This window comes from Rugosimonospora acidiphila (genome assembly GCF_039543385.1).
In the GTDB taxonomy this organism is placed as follows: domain Bacteria; phylum Actinomycetota; class Actinomycetes; order Mycobacteriales; family Micromonosporaceae; genus Rugosimonospora; species Rugosimonospora acidiphila.
Window position 1 is genome coordinate 247,421 of record NZ_BAABJQ010000001.1, and the last position, 18,466, is coordinate 265,886.

Sequence of the window (18,466 nt, forward strand, 5' to 3'; positions counted from 1 at the left end):
GCTGGGGCGCGCTGAGGGCTCCTGAAGCTGCATTCGGGCCCGTGTGGGCCGGGCTCCGCCCGGCCCACACGGGCCCGAATCGGCATCGGCCCGCGAGTATGGCATCGTTGAGTCGTGGTAGGCGCGGTTCCCAGCAGCTCAATCAATATCCCGTTATTCGACCCCGAGCTTGAATCGGCCGTGGCGGCCACGCTCGTCAGGGTCGAGGAGGGGCTGCACGCCGCGGTGTTCAGCGGCGATCCACTGATCGCGGAGGCGGCCAGGCACCTGGTCGACGCCGGCGGGAAGCGGTTCCGGCCGCTGCTCGTGGCGATCTCCGCGCAGTTCGGCGAGTATCACCGGCCGGAGGTGGTCTCGGCGGCCGAGGTGGTGGAGCTCACCCACCTGGCCACCCTGTACCACGACGACGTGATGGACGAGGCGTTGCTGCGCCGGGGGGCGCCCAGCGCCAACGCCCGCTGGAGCAACTCGGTCGCCATCCTGGTCGGCGACTTCCTGTTCGCCCGCGCGGCCGACGTGGCGGCCCAGCTGGGCCCCGAGGCGGTACGTATCCAGGCGAGCACCTTCTCCCGGCTGGTACACGGCCAGATCGCGGAGACGGTCGGCCCGCGCGACGCGCCCCCCGTCGAGCACTACCTGTACGTCCTCGCCGAGAAGACCGGCTCGCTCATGGCCACCTCGGCGCGGTTCGGTGCGATGTTCTCGGGTGCGCCGACGGATCAGGTCGAGGCGCTGGCCCGGTACGGGGAAGCGATGGGCATCGCGTTCCAGCTCTCCGACGATCTGATCGACATCGCCTCCGAGTCGCCCCAGTCCGGCAAGACCCCGGGCACCGACCTGCGCGAGGGCGTGCCGACGCTGCCGGTGCTGTACGCGCTGGCCTCCGACGAGACCGACGCCGCCTCGGTGCGCCTGCGCGACCTGCTGGCGGACGGGCCGGTGACCGACGACGACCGGCACGCCGAGGCGCTGGGGCTGCTGCGCGAGTCCGCGGCGCTCAAGCGCGCCCGGGAGACCGTCCGTGGGTACGCCGAGCAGGCCCGTGAGCACCTGGCCCCGCTGCCGGACACGGCGGCCCGGCGGGCCCTGGAGCACCTCTGCGAGTTCATCGCCGACCGCACCAGCTGAACTGGGCACCCGGCCGCCCACGGCGGCGTACGGGCCCCGGACGGGCGGGTTGCGGCCCGGTGGGAGCCGGATGCCGGTCCGGACGGGCGTCGCGGGCGCCCGCGACGCTTCGGCCCGGCCGTGCCACCCCGGCCTGTCCGCGCCACCCCCCGAGCGGCCGCGCCATCCCCCGAGTGACCGCGCCCGGCGGGCAGGGCCCGTGGAGTCGGGCCGACCCGTGGGATCGGCTTGAGCCATGGGCGCGGCGGCCGCCGCGGATCACCCGTCGAGGCTCGATCTCAAAGAGATTAGCGTCACAAAAATTTTTGGTAGCGTCTTGCCGGTTGTGCCGAAGCGCAACCATCCGCTTACCCCTCGTGACTAGGGAAGACGGGTTCCGATCACCGCCCCATGGCCGGCGCCACGGGGTCCGCGCTCGCCGCCGGAAGCGCATTGCGGCGCTGGTTGCAGAACGGACAGGCGTTCACAAATCAAAGCCAGTTTCATATGGTGTAGAGCCTGGAGGCGTGGGGAGGTGCCCCGGTGCGAGATCCACAAGGCGAGCCCTCCGACCTGATTCGCAGCGTCTCGCGGGCGCTGCGAGTTCTCGAATCGGTCGGAGCCTCGCCGAAGGGACTGACGGTCAAGCAGATCGCCCGGCGGTGCGAACTCACCGTGGCCACGACCTATCACCTGGTCCGCACGCTGGCCTATGAGGGTTATGTGGCCCGCCGCGAGGACGGCACCTACGTGGTCGGCATGGAGGTCTCTGACCGCTTCCGGGAGCTGACGGCCGCGCTGCGCGGTCCGGCGAGCGTCGGCGAGGTGCTGCGCAAGGCGGCCATGGACACCGGGTACAGCCACTTCCTGGCCCGGTTCATCAGCGGCCGGGTGGTGCTCAGCGCGGTGGCCGAGGGGCCACGCTCGCCCTACCTGGAGGACCTGGTCCCCGGGTTCGACGACGGCGCGCACGCCACCGCGCTGGGTAAGTCCCTGCTCGCGACGCTGACGCTGGAGCAGCGCACCCGCTACCTGCGGGACTGGGGTATGCGCCCGTTCACTCAGGCGACGATCGTCACACCCGAGGCGCTGGAGACCGACCTGGCGGCCGGTGAGCGGCGCGCCATGCAGTTGGAGATCGGCCAGTTCAGGCCCGGTGTGGCGTGCGCCTCAGTGCTCGCCCTGAACGACCGGGACCCCGACCGCCGTGTGGTGGTTGCGTGCGCGCTGCCCGCCGCCGAGATGATGACCTCGGCGAAGGCGGTCCGGGCCCGGCTCACCACGACCGCTCGCGCTCTCGCGGATGCCCTGGTGGAGGAGGGTCCCGGGGCCAACGGAGGCTGACCGCGATTGAACCGATGTGAGTCCCGCCGCGTGTCATCCTGCGTAGGGCGCGGGAGGATGTGTATATGGGTTGGGTCGGGCGCCGCATGGCCGATGCGGCCCGGGGACCAGTTCGCGACGACACCGAGTTGTTGCGGGTGATGTTCGCGGATCATGGTGACGCTCTGTACGCGCACGCGCTCCGCCTGGTCAGCGGTGACCGACAGCGGGCCGAGGACCTGGTACAGGAGACGCTGCTGCGGGCGTGGCGACATCCGGAGGCGCTGGACCCGGACCGGGGTTCGGTACGAGCATGGCTGTTCACGACCGCGCGAAACCTCGCGATCGACTCGTGGCGGCGACGATCGGTACGGGTGGCCGAGGTCGTGACGGACACGTTGCCCGAACCGGCCAGCGATGATGAGACCGACCGGACGGTCGAGGCCTGGTTGATCGCTGAGGCGTTGAGCCGCCTGTCGCCGGTACACCGGCAGGTACTGGTGGAGTGCTTCTACCAGGGCCGGTCGGTGGCCGAGGCGGCTTCACGGCTCGGTGTTCCGCCGGGGACAGTGAAGTCCCGCACCCACTACGCGCTGCGTTCGCTGCGCCTGGTTCTTGAGGAGATGGGGGTGACGCAATGAAGTGCCCGCAGACTGTCGATGCTGGCGTGTACGTACTTGGTGCGCTCGCCCCCGCCGAACGGGCTCAGTACGAGCGGCACCTCGCCGGCTGCGCGGAGTGCCGGGACGAGGTCGCCGAGTTGGCGGTGCTGCCCGGCCTACTGGGCAGGCTGGACACTCCCACCGCGGTGGCGATCGATGCGCCCACCGCCACGGCGCCACCGCGGCTGCTGGACTCGGTGCTGCGCAAGGCCGGCGACGAGCGCGGCCGGACCATGCGCCGGCGCCGGTGGCAGCTCGCCGGCGGCGGGCTCGCCGCGGCCTGCCTGGCCGTGCTGGCGGCGTTCGGGGTGTCGGTGATGGTCGACCGGCCCGCGCCGCCGATGAAGCCGGTGGTGGCGCAGATGCAGCCGCTGGACGAGGACGAGCCGATCGTCGCGCTGATCGGGTACGGGCCGTCCAACGGCGGTACCGACATCCGGATGCTGTGCCTGTACGAGAGCTCGCCGCAGTACGACACGCCGTGGATGGTGCACCTGGTGGTCTATCCACGCGGTGGCGGACAGCCGCTGCAGCTCAAGCCGTGGCGGGTGCAGCCGGGTCAGGATGCCGCCCCGTCCAACGAGAGCATCGGCCTCGCGCCGAACAACATCGACCACATCGAGCTGGAGCGAGCCGACGGCACCAGGCTGCTCGTCTACCAGCCCACCTGACCGGTACTCGGACGGCGCCCGGGCGTTCATGGGGTGACGCGGATCACCGCTCGTCGATCTCCATGAAGCGCTCGGGCCGGGCCAGGCCGGCGAAGCCCAGCTTCTCGTACACGCCGTGGGCGTCGGCGGTGGCCAACAGCAGCCGGTCGACGCCTCGCGACCTGAGGTGATCGCACAGCGAGCCGACCAGCCACCGGCCCAGTCCCCGGCCCCGGTGCGCGCGGTCGACGTACACGTCGGCGACCCAGCCGAACGTCGACCAATCGGTCACCGCGCGGGCGAAGGCCACCTGCCGCTCCTGCGGGCCGAACGCGCCCAGGCAGTACGAGTTGGCGATGCTGCGCTCGACCGTCTCGCGGCTGCGCCCGGCCGCCCAGTATGAGTCGGCGGACAGCCAGCCGTGCACCAGGTCGACGTCGATGCCCTCGGTGCCGACCCGGTACCCGTCGATCACTGGAACCTCTTCGGGATGGCCAGGTCGATGAGCCAGCTCACCACCGCGACGATCAGCGCGCCGAGCACCGCGGTCGGCCAGAAGTTGTCCACGTGGAACGGCAGCGACAGCTGACCGGCGACCCAGCTGGTGAGCATGAACAGCAGCCCGTTGACGATCAGCGCTACCAGTCCGAAGGTCAGCACGTAGACGGCGCAGCCCACGGTCTTGATGATCGGCCGAAGCACGCCGTTGATGACGCCGAAGATCGCGGCGACCACGATCAACGTGCCGACTTTCTTCGCGGTGGAGCTCCCGCCCAGCTCGATGCCGGACACCAGGAGGGTGGAGATCCACAGCGCCACGGCCGTGACCAGTACCCGGACGACGATACCCATTCGGCGATCCTCGCATGTCCGTTCGGCCCACGGTGACCCGCCGCGTCCACCCCGGCCCACCTCGCCGGCCGTGACCCGCCGCACCGGCTCCGACCTGCCCAGCCGGCTCCACCCGCTGCGCCGGCTCCACCCCGCTGCGCCGGCTCCACCCCGCTGCGCCGGCTCCGATCCGCTCAGCTGGCTCCGACCCGCTCCGGTGCGCCGATCACGTGTCGCTCGATGTCCGTCAGGGACAGGATCGCCCAGCGGACCGCGCTGCGCCCGGCGCCCAGCCGGCTCACCGCGCCGACCAGGTCGGGCCGGATCCGGCTCAGCCACTCGCGACTGCCACCCAGCCCGAGCGCGGCGGCCACCAGCGCCCCCTCGTCCGGCGGCATCGACTGGAGGAGCACCAGGTCGGCCCGGGCCAGCTGGGCGGTGTCCGCGGCCGATACCTCCTCCCGCAGTACCAGGCAGGCGCGCCAGGCCGCCGCCGGTACGGGCGGGACGGGCGCCCGCCCGGCGTCGAGCACGACCAGCTGCGGTGCCAGCGGGCCGGCCGGGGCGCTCGGAGCGGCGAACCCGGGCGGCGCCATGGTCACCTCGCCGGTGGGCAGGGTGACCGCGCGCAGGAAGGGCTCCCAGGACCGGGGTCGGGCGGTCTGGATGACGACCCGCGCGCCCAGCGCCAGCGCGCGGAGGGTCAGCACCTGCGCCGCCGGTACCCCGCCGAGCAGCACCGCCAGGGTCGGTTCGGGCCGGAACAGCCGTACGGTCACCGGCTGGCGGTGCCGGTTGTGGCCGAGCATGAGCCCGGACGGCGGGAGTGCGGCGCGGATCGCGACCTCCGGCGACCGGCCGGCGTCCAGCGACCGGGCCAGTGGCAGCGTCGCGGCGAGGCCGGCGCGCTGCCGCCCGTCCAGCCGCTCGGGCACCACCCCGGCCGTACCCAACAGCCGGTGCGCCACGGACACCGCGGTGGCCAGCCCGCCGGGGGTGCCGGCGGCCACCCGCACCACCAGGTCGGTACCCGCGGTGGTGGCGCACAGGCCGACCGTGGTCGACGCGGCGGGCAGGGCCAGCAGCCGAGAGATCAGCTGCTCGGTGATCTCGACGGGAAGGCGGTCGAGCCGGGGGACCTTCAGGCTGGCCTGGTGCAGCCCGCCCAGCCGCAGGTCCGTCCAGCCCTCACCGCCCGCCGGCGACTGTGGCACCACCGGGGCGAGGTCGGCCAGCGCCGCCCCGAGCGCCCGGCCGCCCAGCTGGCGGTGCGCGACCCCGTCCCGACGCAGCCGGCGCTCGACGCGCCGCAGGCCGCCCGCGAGCGTGCGGCGCAGGTCCTCCCCGGACCACGAAACGTCCGCCCGGGACACCCGCACCGCGAGCAGCGCCCGGCACCGGGCCGGTACCCGCCCCTCGGTCAGCTGCCGGTACGAGGTGCCCGCCGGCCCCGGGTCGCCGGCCGGTACGGCGGCCAGGATCAGCTGTACGGCGTCGCACCCACCCGCGGCGCGCAGCTCGACCGGCGGCGGGAGTGGGATCGCCGGGCCGGAGTGCAGCGTGCCCACCTCGCCCAGGTCGAGGACCGCGACCACGCCGCCCGCGTCCTCGATGACGCCCGGCTCCGCGCCGATCTCGGCGGTCGGCTCGACGAAGGCGAGCAGGGCCGCCGGGTCGGCGGTGGCCGGCACGGTCCTGGGACGGGCGAGGTAGCGCAGCCCGGTGGCCAGCCAGGCGTGCAGCCAGCGATGCCGCCAGCGCAGGAAGCCCAGGGCGATCAAGGCGGCGGCGACCGGCGCGGCGAGCAGCCAGCCCAGCGCGCCCCGGCCCAGCGCCGCGAGCAGCAGGGCGAGCACGGCGACCTGGGCCGCCACGATCCGGCCGGTCCCCGCCGCGCCGCGCTGTCGCGGAGTCGGCACGCGGTCACCTCCCGTCAGTGCCATCGGGCGAATATCGTATTGCCGGCCCGCACGCATCGCTGACCGTAAATCCTGGGAGGACGGCGTGGCGTCACGAACCGACCAGCTCCACTCGCATCAGTTCACCCTGCAGCGGGTGGTATCCGCCCTGGTCACGGGCCAGACCGACCCGGCGCAGTCGCCGTTTCGCCGGCTGGCCGGATCGACCCTGATCGGAGTACTGGTCGGCACGCTGTCGCTGGCGGCCTTCGCCGTGTACGGGGTGCTCGCGCCGGGCGGCGGCACCGGCTGGCGGGATCCGTCGGCGGTGATCGTCGAGAAGGAGACCGGGGCGCGTTACGTCTATCTGGACGGCGTCCTGCGCCCGGTGCCCAACTACGCCTCCGCGCTGCTGGTCATCGGCTCCGGGCAGGCGCACACGGTCTCGGTCGCGCGCCGGTCGATCGCGCGGGTGGCGCGCGGTGCCCCGCTGGGCATCGCCGGTGCGCCCGACTCGCTGCCCGACGTCGGCGGCCTGCTGGGCGCGCCCTGGACGATGTGCGCCGACCAGGGCGGCGCCTCGACGCTCTACATCGGACGAGCGGTGCCCGGTGGACGCCCGCTCGGCGATGCCGGGCTGTTGGTGCGCGTGGCGGGCGACCCGAGCGGTGGGATCTCGCTGGTCTGGCACGGCCACCGGCACCGGGTCACCGACTTCGCGCTGGGCGCGCTGGCGTGGCGCGGGCAGCCGGTGCTGACCGTGGCCGCCGCTCTGCTGGCCGCGGTGCCGGCCGGGCCGGACCTGGACACGATGCCGATCACGGGGCGGGGCAAGCGGTCGAAGGCCAGCTTCGCGCGAGTGGGGCAGGTGTTCGTGGTACGCCCGCAGGGCGGGGCGCCGCAGTACGCCGTCGCGGTGTCCGCCGGGCTGGCGGCGATCTCGCAGGTACAGGCGAACCTGCTGCTCGGCGATGAGCGGACGGCGAGAGTACAGGGGCGTTCGGGCGCCATCGAACTCTCGCCGGGCGACTACACGGCGGCCCCGGTGGCGGCCCCGCTGACCCCGCCCGCCAGTGCGTTGGCCCCGCCGCTGTCCATGCCGGCCCTGGCCCAGCCGGCCACCGTCGACTCGCGCGTATGCGCGCGGATCGGCGGTCCGCAGGGGCTGCCGGCCATCCAGGTGAACGTGCCCGCCGCCCCGTCGCCGACCGCCTCGTCGTTGCCGGGTGCTCCGGGGTCGTCGGCTCCGGGGTCGGCTCCGGCGGGCTCACCGGCCGGGCCGCTCGCCGGGCGAGTGGTGGTGGCGCCCGGCCGGGGCGCGATCGTGGAGGCGATGGCGTCGCCGGGTGCGGCCAGCGGCGCGTTGTGCCTGGTGACGGACCTCGGCGTGCGGTACCCGGTGCCGCGAACCGAGGTGCTGGGCATGCTCGGGTACGCCAAGGCGACCCCGGTGCGGATGCCGGCCGCGCTGGTCGCCGCGGTGCCGGCGGGGCAGACACTCGATCCGGACGCGGCCCGGTCCCCTTCCCCGGTCACCAACTGACGCACCCGCCACCAGCCGATGCGCCCGCCGCGAACCGACGCGCCGACGTGTCCGGGCTCCGTCGCCCGATTAGTCGGGAGTTATCCACAGGCGGTGAGCATGGGGTAGCGACGGTCGCCGATCAATCGCTACCGTCGGCGACGTTGTTCACCCCGTGGCGTGATACCGCGAAGCGAACGGATTGGGGGCGAGGTTCCGATGTCGACGACTTCCGCGCAGGCCGCGGTGATGGAGGCCACCGCGGCCAAGTTCGACCAGGTCAACCAGTCGCTGCAGGGCACGCTCAGGCGGCTGCTCGGCGAGTTGGAGGTGCTGCGCAGCCAGTGGCAGGGCGCCGGCGGCGCCTCCTTCGAGCAGGTCAAGCTGGCCTGGGCGGAGGACCAGGCGGCGCTGCAGCAGGCGCTCGGCGAGACGGCTACGGCGATCCGCACGTCCGGCCGGCAATACACGACATCCGACGGCGCGGCGGCCGACCGGTTGCGGGGCTCGACCGGCGGTGTGCGGCTGCCGCTCTAGGAGAGGGAGGGGCACGGGCATGAGCGACGACGTACTCATCGTCAACTTCGCCGCGCTGGAGCAGGCGAGTCATGACATTCAGGCCGCACTCAACGTGATGAGTGACCAGTTGGGCCAGGTCGAGCGGGACGCGGCGCCCCTGGTGGCCAGCTGGGGTGGGGAGGCCCGCGAGGCGTACGACGCCCGCCAGGCCAAGTGGCGATCGGCCGCTGGGGACCTGTCGCGGATGCTGCGCGACATCAAGGTCGCCCTGGACGATTCGGCCGCCGACTACCTGCACACCGAGCGGCGCAACACCGGGCTGTTCCAGTAGCGGGCTACCCACCGCCTCCGTGGCGGGCTATCCGCCGCGCGGCGGGCGGATCGGGTGGGCGGATCGAGCGGGTGTCGACCGGTTCAGCCCGGGCCCGCCCGCCAGCCGCGCCGAGACCCGCGTCGGATCACCACGGCGGCCAGCAGGACCAGTGCGGCGAGGCCGGTGCCGGCCAGCGCCAGCGCGGCGGCCCGATCCCGGGTCCGGTCGGGGGCCGCGACTGGACGGGGCGCCATCCGCACCCGTGCCGGCGCGGCGGCCGGCCCGGAGCTGGCGAGGCTCTCGGTCACCGCACGGAGCGGGTTGGCCACGCCGTGTCCGTACCCGCTCGACCGCCGCCCGTCGGGGGCGGGGTCGGCGCTGGCCAGGATCCGCTCGGACACCCGCACGGCGGGCAGGCCCGGGTCGTGCTGCCGGATGAGCGCGGCGGTCGCCGACACGAACGGCGCCGCGAAGCTCGTCGCGTCGTAGCTGGCCAACGTGCGGCCCGGCCCGGCCGCCACGACGTCCCCGCCGGGCGCGACGAGGTCCACGAAGGCCCCGACCGGGGAGTCGGGAAGTCGCTGCCCGTCCGGGCCGCCTCTGCGCCACGTGCCGGTGTCGCAAATCCAACAAGCAGCGTCATCGCCGTGATGGTGGACGTCCTGACCCGGCGCATGTGGCCTCCGGGATGCCGTTGATGTGCCCCGGCGACCCGGTTTCGGCCGGCCATACGGGGCCATGCCGGATGGTATCGACGCACGGCTTCACCCGTGAACCGGCGCGTAAGGCGACCACCTGCTGCGCAACCCGCCGTCCGCCTTGTAGGTTTAGTCGCGGTATTCAAATCTCGGGTGCGGTGGAGGTGCAGCCCTAGTGACCGACTGGGAGCCAGCCACCGACGCCGAGTCGGCGCTGCGGGACGCTCTGGTCGCCGGTGACCAGGAGTTGTACTTCAAAATCCTGGCCCGGGTCGACCTCCTGCTGCCGGTCTCCGGCGCGGAGACCTCCGGCCAGGCATCGGCCGGCTGGGGCACCTGGACCAACGGCGGGCGCACCCATGTCCTGGCCTTCACCTCGGTCGAGTCGATGCGGGCCAGCCTGACCAACCACGTCGGAACGGCCCGCCGGGTTCCGTATCACGACCTTGCCGCCGTCTGGCCCAATCAGGACTGGTGGCTGGCCATCAACCCGGGGCTGCCCGTCGAGAGCTACCTGCCCGCGTGGTTCGTCGCGCAGTTGGCCAGGGGGGACGTTCGGCTGCCCGGCCGGTCCCTGGGCGCTCGGGCCCGAGTCGAGGCCACCCGGGTTCGCGGCACCGCGACCCCGCGCGGCGGGCCGGGCGAGGGCGGCGTTCCGCTGCCGATCAGGCCCGGAGTCGCGCAGGTGGGTGGGGCCATCGAAGGCAGGCCCGAGCTGCCGGCCGTTGAGCCGGACCGGCCGGCGCAGGGTGTCGTGGCCGGGCACGTGGACCCGGGACCCAGGCGGGCGTCGGTGCCGCTGCCGATGCGTCCGTTGCGCCCGACCGATCAGGTCGGTGCCCCGCCGATGCCGAGCCGGCCGACGTCCACGGGCGACCAGAATGACGCCACGCCGCCGGGCAGGCCCGCCGGCCAGGGCGGGGGCATGCTGCCACGGCGACCCATGCCCTCCGCCGACCAGGGCGCCGCGTCCCTACCGGCGCGTCCGTTGCGCCCCACCGATCAGGTCGGCCCTCCGCCGCTGCCGAGCCGGCCAACCCCCTTCCCGAACCAGGGCGGGACAAATCAGGCAGCGACGAATCGGCCAGCGACAAGTCGGGCGCCGACACCGTTGCCGAGGAGGCCCGTGCGCCCGGCAGGCGGGGATGCGGGGGCGCCGTCGCCTCGGCCCCCGGCGCCGTACGGGCGATCGGCGCCGCTGGACACGGCTCCCACGAATGTCGGGCGGCCACCGCTGGAAGCGCCCGCCCCCTTGCCGCCCAACCAGCCGGCCTCCCCGCAGTCGCCGGCCCCGCCGCCGGCGGGATGGTCCGGGACCAGCGCGATCGGCTCCGTGCGAGCCTCCGTGACGCGGCCCATGGACGCCCCGCGCCCCGCGCAGGCACCGTGGTCCCCGGACACGCCCTGGCCCTCCGACCCGGCCCCGCCCACCGGAACGTCTCGGCCCATCGATTCAGGTCGGCCCAGCGATTCGGGTCGGCCCGGTGATGCGCCCTGGTTCGTCGAGCCACCGCGTTCCATCGAACCCACGCGCGCCATCGAGCCACCGCGCCCCAGCGAAACCACGCGCCGCCTCGATCCGCCGCGTTCGATCGAGGCGCGTTCCGTTGAGGCGCAGCGTTCCATCGAGGCGCAGCGGCCGGTCGAGGCTCCTCGTCCCGGTGACGCACCCCGTCCCGGCGGCGAAACGCGTGCCAGCGAGCCGGCCGGCCGGGCGCGGGTACCGGGGCAGGAACCGTTCGGGTCGGCCAAGGAGCTCGGGCCGGTCGAGGAGCTCGGGCCGGTCGAGGAGAAGGCGCCCCGCGATCCCGATTTCGTGCCGGCCAACGAGGTCGAGTCCAACCTGCTCGCCGCCGCGTCCGACAACCAGACCGACACCTTCCTGTCCACGCTGCTGCTGGCCAGGGTGCTCGTCCCGGTCGCGTCGGGCGAATCCACGTCGATCGCGCCGGGGCAGCCCGGCTTCGCCTGGCGGCGTGAAGAGATCGACGGGCAGCCGTTCGTGGTCGTGTTCACCTCACCGGCCCGGATGGAGGAGCACCTCGGCGTCGGTACCGACGCCGTCACGGTGAAGTTTGTCCAGCTCATCAGGGCCTGGCCCGAGGAGTCCTGGTCGTTCTCGGTCAACCCGGGTACGCCGGTCGGGGCCACCCTGCCCGGTGCTCAGATCCGTGCCCTGGCCGCGTGGGCCGCCGAGGTCGGGCTCAGCGACGATCCGTCCGCGGAGTTCGACAAGGCGGCCTCGTCCGCGTCCGCGCGACCTGAGGTGCACGCGATCGTGATGCAGAAGCCGATCGCGCCGACCCAGGTCGCGTACTTCCTGGAGCGCGGGTACGACCGGGTCTCCGGGTTCGTGCACCGGGCCAGCGAGGCGGACCACCTCAAGACGCCCGAGCAGCTGTACGCGGCGCTCGGACTCGGCTACCCCGGGTCGCCGTTCAAGCCGTCCGACAACGAGCTCTACGTGCTGCGTTGGGCGGCCTACCGGCCCAACCTGTACCGCGTTCCCTACGGCGGGCGGGACGAGGCCGGCATGCGTGCGATGCAGGGCTGGATGATCGAGCGCCCTCCGTTCCGTGGCAACGGCTTCGCGCCCAGCGAGAGCAGCGACGTGATCGCCGAGTTCAAGGTGGACAGCGCCCGGCTGCCGCACGGCGCCGAGATGTGGCGGGTCAGCCGGGACAGCGGCGAGACGCTGGTGGCGCTGCTGGACGCGGACGAACCGCGCTGGCAGCGCGTCGCCTCCGAGGCCACCGCCGGCCCGGTGAAGCCGGATCTGTCGGACGCCCCAGGCCAAGGCGCCCCGGGTCAAGGCACGCCAGACCACGACGAGGCCGGTGGCGATGAGGCCGCCAGAGACGAGACCGGCGGCGATGATGCCGTCAGCGACACGTTCGGCCGCGATGACGCCGGCCGCGACGAGGCCGCCAGCGACGAGTTCGGCGGCGATACGTTCGGCGGCGATACGTTCGGCGGCGATACGTTCGGCGGCGATGAACCCGGCCGCGACCAGCCCGACGGTGCCGAGTCCGGTGGCGACGGGCCTGGTCAGCAGGCGACCGGCACTGACGAGGACGGGTTCGATCCGGCGGGGTACGACCAGACCGGTTGGGATCCGATCACCGGCCGCAGCAGTCGCGGGTCGGAGTTCTGATGCGCGACGGGTACGTGGCCCGCTGGCGGGGCGACGAGTACGAGGTCAGCCCGGACGGCGACGACATGCGGCTGTACAGCACCCAGCCCCGCGACGGCTTCGAGGAGATCCGGCGCGACCGGTACCGGCGCACGGTGCCCGCCGACGAGGTGTCCGAGTTCGTCTACGTGCGGACCACCTGCTACTGGCGCGGCGAGCCGTTCATCATGCTCGGTGAGCACGACAGCTGGCTGCGGGTGGAGTACACGGGCGGCAAGGCGCCGGTGGCCGCGGAGCTGAGCCTGGAGGAGTTCGACTTCGGCGTGTACCAGGGCTGGGTCCCCGCCGCCGAGGTCACCGACGTGCGGGAGCAGCGGGTCTAGGAGGAGCTAGGACTCCTTGGCCCAGCGCAGGATCTCGCCGGTGATCAGGTCTGGCACCTCGACTGACGCGAAGTGGCCGACGCCCTCGATCGGGTGCCACTCGTACTGCGCGATCACATACCGGCCGGAGCCCTGCGCGGTGCGCGGCAGGATCGCCGTGTCCAACTCGCCGTGCAGATGCAGCGTGGGCGCGACGATCGGCTGCTGCACCAGCTTGACGAACCGGTACCCGTGCAGCCGCAGTACCGACCGGAACGCCCACCGGTACGCCTCCAGCGCGCAGAACGCCGTCTGCGGGATCTGGAACGCGGTGCGGCACAGCCGCGAATACTCCGCGAAGTCCGGCCCGCGCACCCACGCCGGCCCGCCCCACCGGCGCATGTACGTGTCGATCATCTGAGCGTCGTCGCGGGTCAGCGCGTGCTCGTAGCGCGGCACCTGGAACCTCAGCATCGCCGCGGACGCGGCGAGCTGCCCGCGCGGGTCGGACACCAGCGCGGTGCGCAGCCGCAGCGGGTGCGCCGCACCGGTGACGATCAGCCGGCGGACCAGCTTGGGGTGGAACGCCGCGGTGGTCCACGCGACCATGCCGCCGGCCCCGTTTCCGACCAGGATCGCGGAGCGCTCGCCGAGCGCGCGGATCAGCCCCGCCACGTCGCCGGCCAGCGTGTACCCGTCGTAGCCGCGCGGTGGCTTATCGCTGGCGCCGTACCCCCGCAGGTCGACGGCGACGGCCCGGAAGCCGGCCTCGGACAGCGCCCGCAGCTGGTGCTGCCACGCCCACCAGAATTCGGGGAACCCGTGCAGGAAGAGCACGAGCGGCCCGGTTCCCGCCTCGACGACATGAAAGCGGCTGCCATTGGCGCTGACGAACCGATGAGTCCACGGTCCTTCGATGAGGACGGCCGACTCGTCAGGTGCGCTGCTCATGGTCACAGGGTAGGGCCGGACGCGAGCTCCGCGAACGATCGAGGCGAGAGTCACGGGTCACGTCGCGTTTTCCCGGGGTCGTCCCCCTGGAAACGCCGGCCTCGCCGCCACCCGGCGCGGGCCGGGCTGCCATGACTCGCGTCGGGGCTCGGGCCCGGCGCGTTGACGGCGGACCGGGAGCGCCCTACCGTTCCAGGCAACTGTTAGGGACTCTGCCGGTCCAGGGGGAGTACGGGTGACCCACCTTGCCGGGTCGTCGCGGCTGTTGCGGGCGATGAACGAGAGTGCGGCGCTGTCGCACCTGCTCGAACGGGGCAAACTGACCAGGGCGGAGCTGCGCGACCTCACCGGCCTGTCCAAGCCCACCATCTCCGAGGCGGTGCGGCGGCTGACCGAAGCCGGGCTGGTGGTCGTGGTCGGCCACGTCAGCGCCGGGCCCGGCCCGAACGCCGAGGTGTACGCCGCCAACCCGGACGCCGCGTACGGTGTCGCCCTGTCCGTCCGGGACACCGTGATGACCGGTACCCCCGCCCTGGCCGGCGCGGTGTGCGACGTGTCCGGCGCGGTGCGCGCCCGGCTCGAGGCTCCGGTCGACTTTCGCGCCGTCGACCCGGTGGACGCGGTATGCGGCTTCGTCGAGCAGCTACGCGAGCGGTCGGGCATGTCCGGCGACACCGCCGGGTACCTGCAGATCGGCGTGGCGGGCGCCTACGACCCGCACACCGGGACGGTGCACCACGTCGACGTGCCGGGCTGGAACCGGCCGGGGCTGATCGCTCGCATCGAGGAGCGGGTCGGCACCCGGGTCGGGGTCGACAACGACGTGAATCTGGCCGCGATCGCCGAGCGCCGCAGGGGGGCCGCGAGGGGCGCGGAGGGTTTCGCGCTGCTGTGGTTCGGCGAGGGCCTGGGCCTGGCCATCGATCTGGGCGGCACGCTGCTGCGCGGCGCCAGGGGCGGGGCCGGCGAGATCGGCTACATGCCGCTGTACAGCGCCGACGGCGTTGGCGACGCCGACCTGCAGGGTCTGGTGGGTGGCCGGGCGGTACTCGCCCTGGCCGCGTCGCACGGGCTGTCCGGCCGGACGCCGGCCGAGGTGGTGACGGCGGCGACCGCGGGGCCGCGAGGCGCACCGTTCCTGGCGGCGCTGGCGGACCGGATCGCGGTCGGGCTCGTGGCGGTGGTGGCGGTGCTGGACCCGCCGCTCGTGGTGCTCGGTGGGGAGGTGGCGCAGGCCGGCGGCGCCGCGCTGCGCGACGCGGTAATCATGGCCATGCGGGCCACCCCGTCCCTGGAAACGGCGGTCGAGATCACCTCGGTACCCGACGACGCGGTGCTGCTCGGCGCGCTGGACTCGGCCCTGCTCACGGTGCGGGACGGGCTGCTCGCCTCGCTGCGCGGCTGACCGGCGCCCGGCCCCGAACGGGGAAGCGCCGGCCGGGAGGCGGTTTCGCTCCCGACCGGCGCCGCACCTCGTGCGTCTCGTTCGTCCTCGTCAGTCCTCGTCGGACTTGCCGGCGGACATGCCGTTCTGGATCAGGTCCATCACGGTCGAGTCCTGCAGCGTGGTGACGTCGCCCAGCGAGCGGCGCTCCGCGACGTCACGCAGCAGCCGGCGCATGATCTTCCCGGACCGGGTCTTCGGCAGCTCCGGTACCAGCATGATCTGGCGCGGCTTGGCGATCGGTCCGAGAGTCTTCGCGACGTGGTCGCGAAGCTCCCCCAGCAGCGCGTCGTCGCCCTCGGCGGCACCACGCAGGATGACGAAGGCGACGATCGCCTGGCCGGTCGTGGGGTCGGTCGCGCCCACCACCGCGGACTCGGCCACCTTCGGGTGGCTGACCAGCGCCGACTCCACCTCGGTGGTGGAAATGTTGTGCCCGGACACCAGCATCACGTCATCGACCCGGCCGAGCAGCCACAGGTCGCCGTCCTCGTCGCGCTTGGCGCCGTCGCCCGCGAAGTACATGTTCGAGAACCGCGACCAGTACGTCTCGATGAACCGCTGGTCGTCGCCCCAGATCGTGCGCAGCATGCTCGGCCAGGGCTCGCGCAGCACCAGGTATCCGCCACCGCCGTTGGGCACGCTGTTGCCCTGGTCGTCCACCACGTCCGCGACGATGCCGGGCAGCGGGCGCATGGCCGAGCCGGGCTTGGTGGCGGTGACCCCGGGCAGCGGGGAGATCATGATGCCCCCGGTCTCGGTCTGCCACCAGGTGTCCACCACCGGCGTCTCGCCGCGACCGATGGTCTGCCGGTACCAGATCCACGCCTCGGGGTTGATCGGCTCGCCCACGCTGCCCAGGATGCGCAGCGAGGACAGGTCGTACTCGGCCGGGATATCGTCGCCCCACTTCATCATGGTGCGGATGAGCGTGGGCGCGGTGTACAGGATGCTCACCTTGTACTGCTGCACGATCTCCCAGAACCGGCCGCGGTGCGGGGTGTCCGGGGTGCCCTCGTACATCACCTGGGTCGCGCCGTTGGACAGCGGACCGTACACGATGTAGGAGTGCCCGGTGACCCAGCCGATGTCGGCGGTGCACCAGTAGACGTCGGTGTCCGGCTTGTGGTCGAACACGGCGTTGAAGGTGTAGCTGACCTGGGTCAGGTACCCGCCGGTGGTGTGCAGGATGCCCTTGGGCTTGGCGGTCGTGCCGCTGGTGTACAGGATGAACAGCGGATGCTCGGCGTCCATCGGCTGGGCCTCGTGTACCGGGTCGGCCGTCTCCACGACCTCGTGCCACCACAGGTCGCGCCCGTCCGTCCAGCTCACGTCCTCACCCGTGCGCCGGACCACCAGCACGTGCTCCACGCTCGGGCACTCGGCCACCGACTCGTCCACGGTCGGCTTGAGCGCGCTCGGCTTGCCCCGCCGGTACCCGCCGTCGGCCGTGATCACGAGCTTGGCGTCGGCGTCCTGGATGCGTCCCTTGAGCGCGTCCACGGAGAATCCGCCGAAGACGACGCTGTGCGTCGCGCCGATGCGCGCGCAGGCGAGCATCGCGACCGCGGCCTCCGGAATCATCGGCATGTAGATGGCCACCCGGTCGCCGGGCTCGATCCCGAGCGCGGTCAGGGCATTGGCGGCCCGGCACACCGAAGTGTGCAGGTCGCTGTAGGTGATCGTGCGGCGGTCGCCCGGTTCGCCCTCGAAGTGGATGGCCACCTTGGCGCCCCGGCCCGCCTCGATGTGCCGGTCGAGGCAGTTGTACGCCACGTTCAACGTGCCGCCCACGAACCACTTCGCGAACGGCGGGTTGGACCAGTCGAGCACCTGGTCCCACTGCTTCGTCCAGTCGAGACGTCCGGCCTGGGTCGCCCAGAAGGCGAGCCGATCCGCGCCGGCCTGTTCGTACGCGTCCGCCTTGACGTTGGCGTCCGCGGCCAGGTCGCCCGGCGGCTCGAACCGGCGGGTCTCCTGGAGCAGATTCTCCAATGTCTCGCTCATTGAATGGCTCCCTCTCGGCTCAGCTTCCGTGCCAACCATCGGCCACGCGAGCATATGCTGCGCGCGCGCCGGCTCAATCTTGCCGTTTGTGCGCGGTTACGAACACCCTTCAAGCAGGCGTGAGTATTCGGCGACGGAGTGTGTGCTTGGTTCGATGGCCGAATATCGCTACTCTGTGTGATCGTGAGCGATGTGCTGGCCCCCCTGCTGGAACTCGTCGATGTCGGACCGGCACTGGACGCGGCCCGCGCGAACGTGGACTCCGCGCTGTCCCATCCGGCGCTACGGCGATCGGGCGGGGCGGTGGCGGCCGAGGTCGGCCTGCGTTCCGCGGTGGCCAGCGCCGCGATCGAGGGCCACGGGTACGACCCGGAGGAGGTCCGGGCCGGTACGGTGACCGATCCCGTGGTGCAGGGCGCGCTGCGGGTCGCCCGGGAGACCGACGGGCTCGCCGACCTCTGGATGAAGGTACCCCGGCAGGTGCTGGCGCGCATCCACGTGCTCGCCGCGCGGGACACGGTACCGCCGGATCAGCTCGGCAGGCCGATCCCCGGCTCGGACGTGAACCGGCTGGGCGCCCTGCTGGACCTGATCGCCGGCGGCACCTCGGTGCCGACCCTCCTGCTCGCCTCGGTCGTCCACGGCGAGTTGCTGTCGATGGCCTCGTTCACCGGCCCGAACGGCGTGGTGGCCCGGGCGGCGGCACGCATCACCCTGATCGCGGGCGGGTTGGACCCACGTGGCCTGCTCGCACCCGAGGTCGGGCACCTGGCCCGGCAGCCGGAGTACGTCGGCGCGGCCGGCGCGTACGCCACCGGTACCCCGGACGGAATCCGCTCGTGGATCAAGCACTGCACCGGGGTGGTATCGCTGGCGGCGGACGATCTCTCGGCGGTCGCCGCGGTCGCCGGTAGCCCCGAGCAGCTCTGAGGAGTCTCGGACGCTCCTCGGGTTCGGCCCGGGCTGCGCCCCCGGTCCGGGAGCACCTCGCGCCCGGGTCCATCCCCGTCCCGGCCCGCGTCGGCGGTTCGTCCACGGTCGGTCCT

The 18,466-nt window shown here is 73.0% G+C and carries 17 protein-coding genes; 11 read left to right on the plus strand and 6 right to left on the minus strand.

All coding sequences use genetic code 11. The annotated features are described in order from the left end of the window. Positions 1-141 precede the first annotated feature (141 nt). From ABEA87_RS01215 to ABEA87_RS01230, 4 genes are all read left to right on the plus strand, one after another. Positions 142-1,128, plus strand: coding sequence for a polyprenyl synthetase family protein (locus ABEA87_RS01215; protein WP_345625728.1), 987 nt, complete (start codon positions 142-144; stop codon positions 1,126-1,128). A 522-nt stretch (positions 1,129-1,650) separates the two neighbouring features. Next, entirely contained in the window at positions 1,651-2,451 is an 801-nt protein-coding gene (locus ABEA87_RS01220) for an IclR family transcriptional regulator (protein WP_345625195.1), read from the plus strand. A gap of 65 nt (positions 2,452-2,516) precedes the next feature. Beyond that, the gene (locus ABEA87_RS01225) at positions 2,517-3,071 is read left to right on the plus strand and encodes a sigma-70 family RNA polymerase sigma factor (protein WP_425570685.1); all 555 of its coding nucleotides are present in this window, start codon (positions 2,517-2,519) and stop codon (positions 3,069-3,071) included. Positions 3,072-3,097: 26 nt separating this feature from the next. Continuing rightward, positions 3,098-3,763 carry an anti-sigma factor family protein gene (locus tag ABEA87_RS01230; protein ID WP_345625197.1) on the plus strand — a complete coding sequence of 222 codons (666 nt, stop codon included), beginning with the start codon at positions 3,098-3,100 and terminating at the stop codon, positions 3,761-3,763. A gap of 43 nt (positions 3,764-3,806) precedes the next feature. Here ABEA87_RS01230 and ABEA87_RS01235 read toward each other — a convergent pair whose 3' ends face one another. The 3 genes from ABEA87_RS01235 to eccE all read right to left on the minus strand — a co-directional run bounded on the left by ABEA87_RS01235 (position 3,807) and on the right by eccE (position 6,492). Beyond that, the gene (locus tag ABEA87_RS01235) at positions 3,807-4,217 is read right to left on the minus strand and encodes a GNAT family N-acetyltransferase (RefSeq protein WP_345625199.1); all 411 of its coding nucleotides are present in this window, start codon (positions 4,215-4,217) and stop codon (positions 3,807-3,809) included. After that, on the minus strand, positions 4,214-4,594 hold the full coding sequence (locus ABEA87_RS01240; protein ID WP_345625201.1) for a phage holin family protein: 381 nt from the start codon (positions 4,592-4,594) through the stop codon (positions 4,214-4,216). The genes ABEA87_RS01235 and ABEA87_RS01240 overlap by 4 nt, the downstream gene beginning before the upstream one ends. A gap of 173 nt (positions 4,595-4,767) precedes the next feature. Next, positions 4,768-6,492 (minus strand): type VII secretion protein EccE, encoded by a 1,725-nt coding sequence (gene eccE, locus ABEA87_RS01245; protein ID WP_345625203.1) that lies wholly within the window; start codon positions 6,490-6,492, stop codon positions 4,768-4,770. 85 nt (positions 6,493-6,577) lie between these two features. Here eccE and eccB point away from each other — a divergent pair, with 85 nt between their 5' ends. The 3 genes from eccB (at position 6,578) to ABEA87_RS01260 (ending at position 8,843) form a co-directional block, all read left to right on the plus strand. Beyond that, entirely contained in the window at positions 6,578-8,014 is a 1,437-nt protein-coding gene (eccB, locus tag ABEA87_RS01250) for a type VII secretion protein EccB (protein WP_345625204.1), read from the plus strand. Between the two features lie 198 nt (positions 8,015-8,212). Then, the gene (locus tag ABEA87_RS01255; RefSeq protein WP_345625206.1) at positions 8,213-8,530 is read left to right on the plus strand and encodes a WXG100 family type VII secretion target; all 318 of its coding nucleotides are present in this window, start codon (positions 8,213-8,215) and stop codon (positions 8,528-8,530) included. A 19-nt stretch (positions 8,531-8,549) separates the two neighbouring features. Then, positions 8,550-8,843, plus strand: a complete 294-nt coding sequence (locus tag ABEA87_RS01260; protein WP_345625208.1) for a WXG100 family type VII secretion target — start codon at positions 8,550-8,552, stop codon at positions 8,841-8,843. 83 nt (positions 8,844-8,926) lie between these two features. Here the strand turns inward: ABEA87_RS01260 and ABEA87_RS01265 are convergent, their stop codons facing one another. Continuing rightward, positions 8,927-9,376, minus strand: a complete 450-nt coding sequence (locus ABEA87_RS01265; RefSeq protein WP_345625210.1) for a S8 family serine peptidase — start codon at positions 9,374-9,376, stop codon at positions 8,927-8,929. 322 nt (positions 9,377-9,698) lie between these two features. On the opposite strand from ABEA87_RS01265, the gene ABEA87_RS01270 reads away from it, so the two are divergent. Next, positions 9,699-12,677: an SseB family protein gene (locus ABEA87_RS01270; protein ID WP_425570686.1), complete on the plus strand. Its 2,979-nt coding sequence runs from the start codon at positions 9,699-9,701 to the stop codon at positions 12,675-12,677. Continuing rightward, positions 12,674-13,039 carry a hypothetical protein gene (locus ABEA87_RS01275; protein WP_345625732.1) on the plus strand — a complete coding sequence of 122 codons (366 nt, stop codon included), beginning with the start codon at positions 12,674-12,676 and terminating at the stop codon, positions 13,037-13,039. The genes ABEA87_RS01270 and ABEA87_RS01275 overlap by 4 nt, the downstream gene beginning before the upstream one ends. A gap of 6 nt (positions 13,040-13,045) precedes the next feature. On the opposite strand, the gene ABEA87_RS01280 is transcribed toward ABEA87_RS01275, so the two are convergent. Then, on the minus strand, positions 13,046-13,969 hold the full coding sequence (locus ABEA87_RS01280; RefSeq protein ID WP_345625212.1) for an alpha/beta fold hydrolase: 924 nt from the start codon (positions 13,967-13,969) through the stop codon (positions 13,046-13,048). A 235-nt stretch (positions 13,970-14,204) separates the two neighbouring features. Here ABEA87_RS01280 and ABEA87_RS01285 point away from each other — a divergent pair, with 235 nt between their 5' ends. After that, on the plus strand, positions 14,205-15,374 hold the full coding sequence (locus ABEA87_RS01285) for an ROK family transcriptional regulator (protein WP_345625214.1): 1,170 nt from the start codon (positions 14,205-14,207) through the stop codon (positions 15,372-15,374). A gap of 90 nt (positions 15,375-15,464) precedes the next feature. Here ABEA87_RS01285 and acs read toward each other — a convergent pair whose 3' ends face one another. Further along, entirely contained in the window at positions 15,465-17,420 is a 1,956-nt protein-coding gene (gene acs / locus ABEA87_RS01290) for an acetate--CoA ligase (RefSeq protein WP_345625216.1), read from the minus strand. A gap of 180 nt (positions 17,421-17,600) precedes the next feature. Here acs and ABEA87_RS01295 point away from each other — a divergent pair, with 180 nt between their 5' ends. Continuing rightward, on the plus strand, positions 17,601-18,350 hold the full coding sequence (locus tag ABEA87_RS01295; RefSeq protein ID WP_345625734.1) for an oxidoreductase: 750 nt from the start codon (positions 17,601-17,603) through the stop codon (positions 18,348-18,350). Positions 18,351-18,466 lie beyond the last annotated feature (116 nt).

Coding starts and splice junctions, on each gene's coding strand:
- ABEA87_RS01260 (WP_345625208.1), top strand. CDS start 8,550: ATGAGCGACGACGTACTCATCGTCAACTTCGCCGCGCTGGAGCAGGCG.
- ABEA87_RS01255 (WP_345625206.1), top strand. CDS start 8,213: ATGTCGACGACTTCCGCGCAGGCCGCGGTGATGGAGGCCACCGCGGCC.
- ABEA87_RS01280 (WP_345625212.1), bottom strand. CDS start 13,969: ATGAGCAGCGCACCTGACGAGTCGGCCGTCCTCATCGAAGGACCGTGG.
- ABEA87_RS01225 (WP_425570685.1), top strand. CDS start 2,517: ATGGGTTGGGTCGGGCGCCGCATGGCCGATGCGGCCCGGGGACCAGTT.
- ABEA87_RS01240 (WP_345625201.1), bottom strand. CDS start 4,594: ATGGGTATCGTCGTCCGGGTACTGGTCACGGCCGTGGCGCTGTGGATC.
- acs (WP_345625216.1), bottom strand. CDS start 17,420: ATGAGCGAGACATTGGAGAATCTGCTCCAGGAGACCCGCCGGTTCGAG.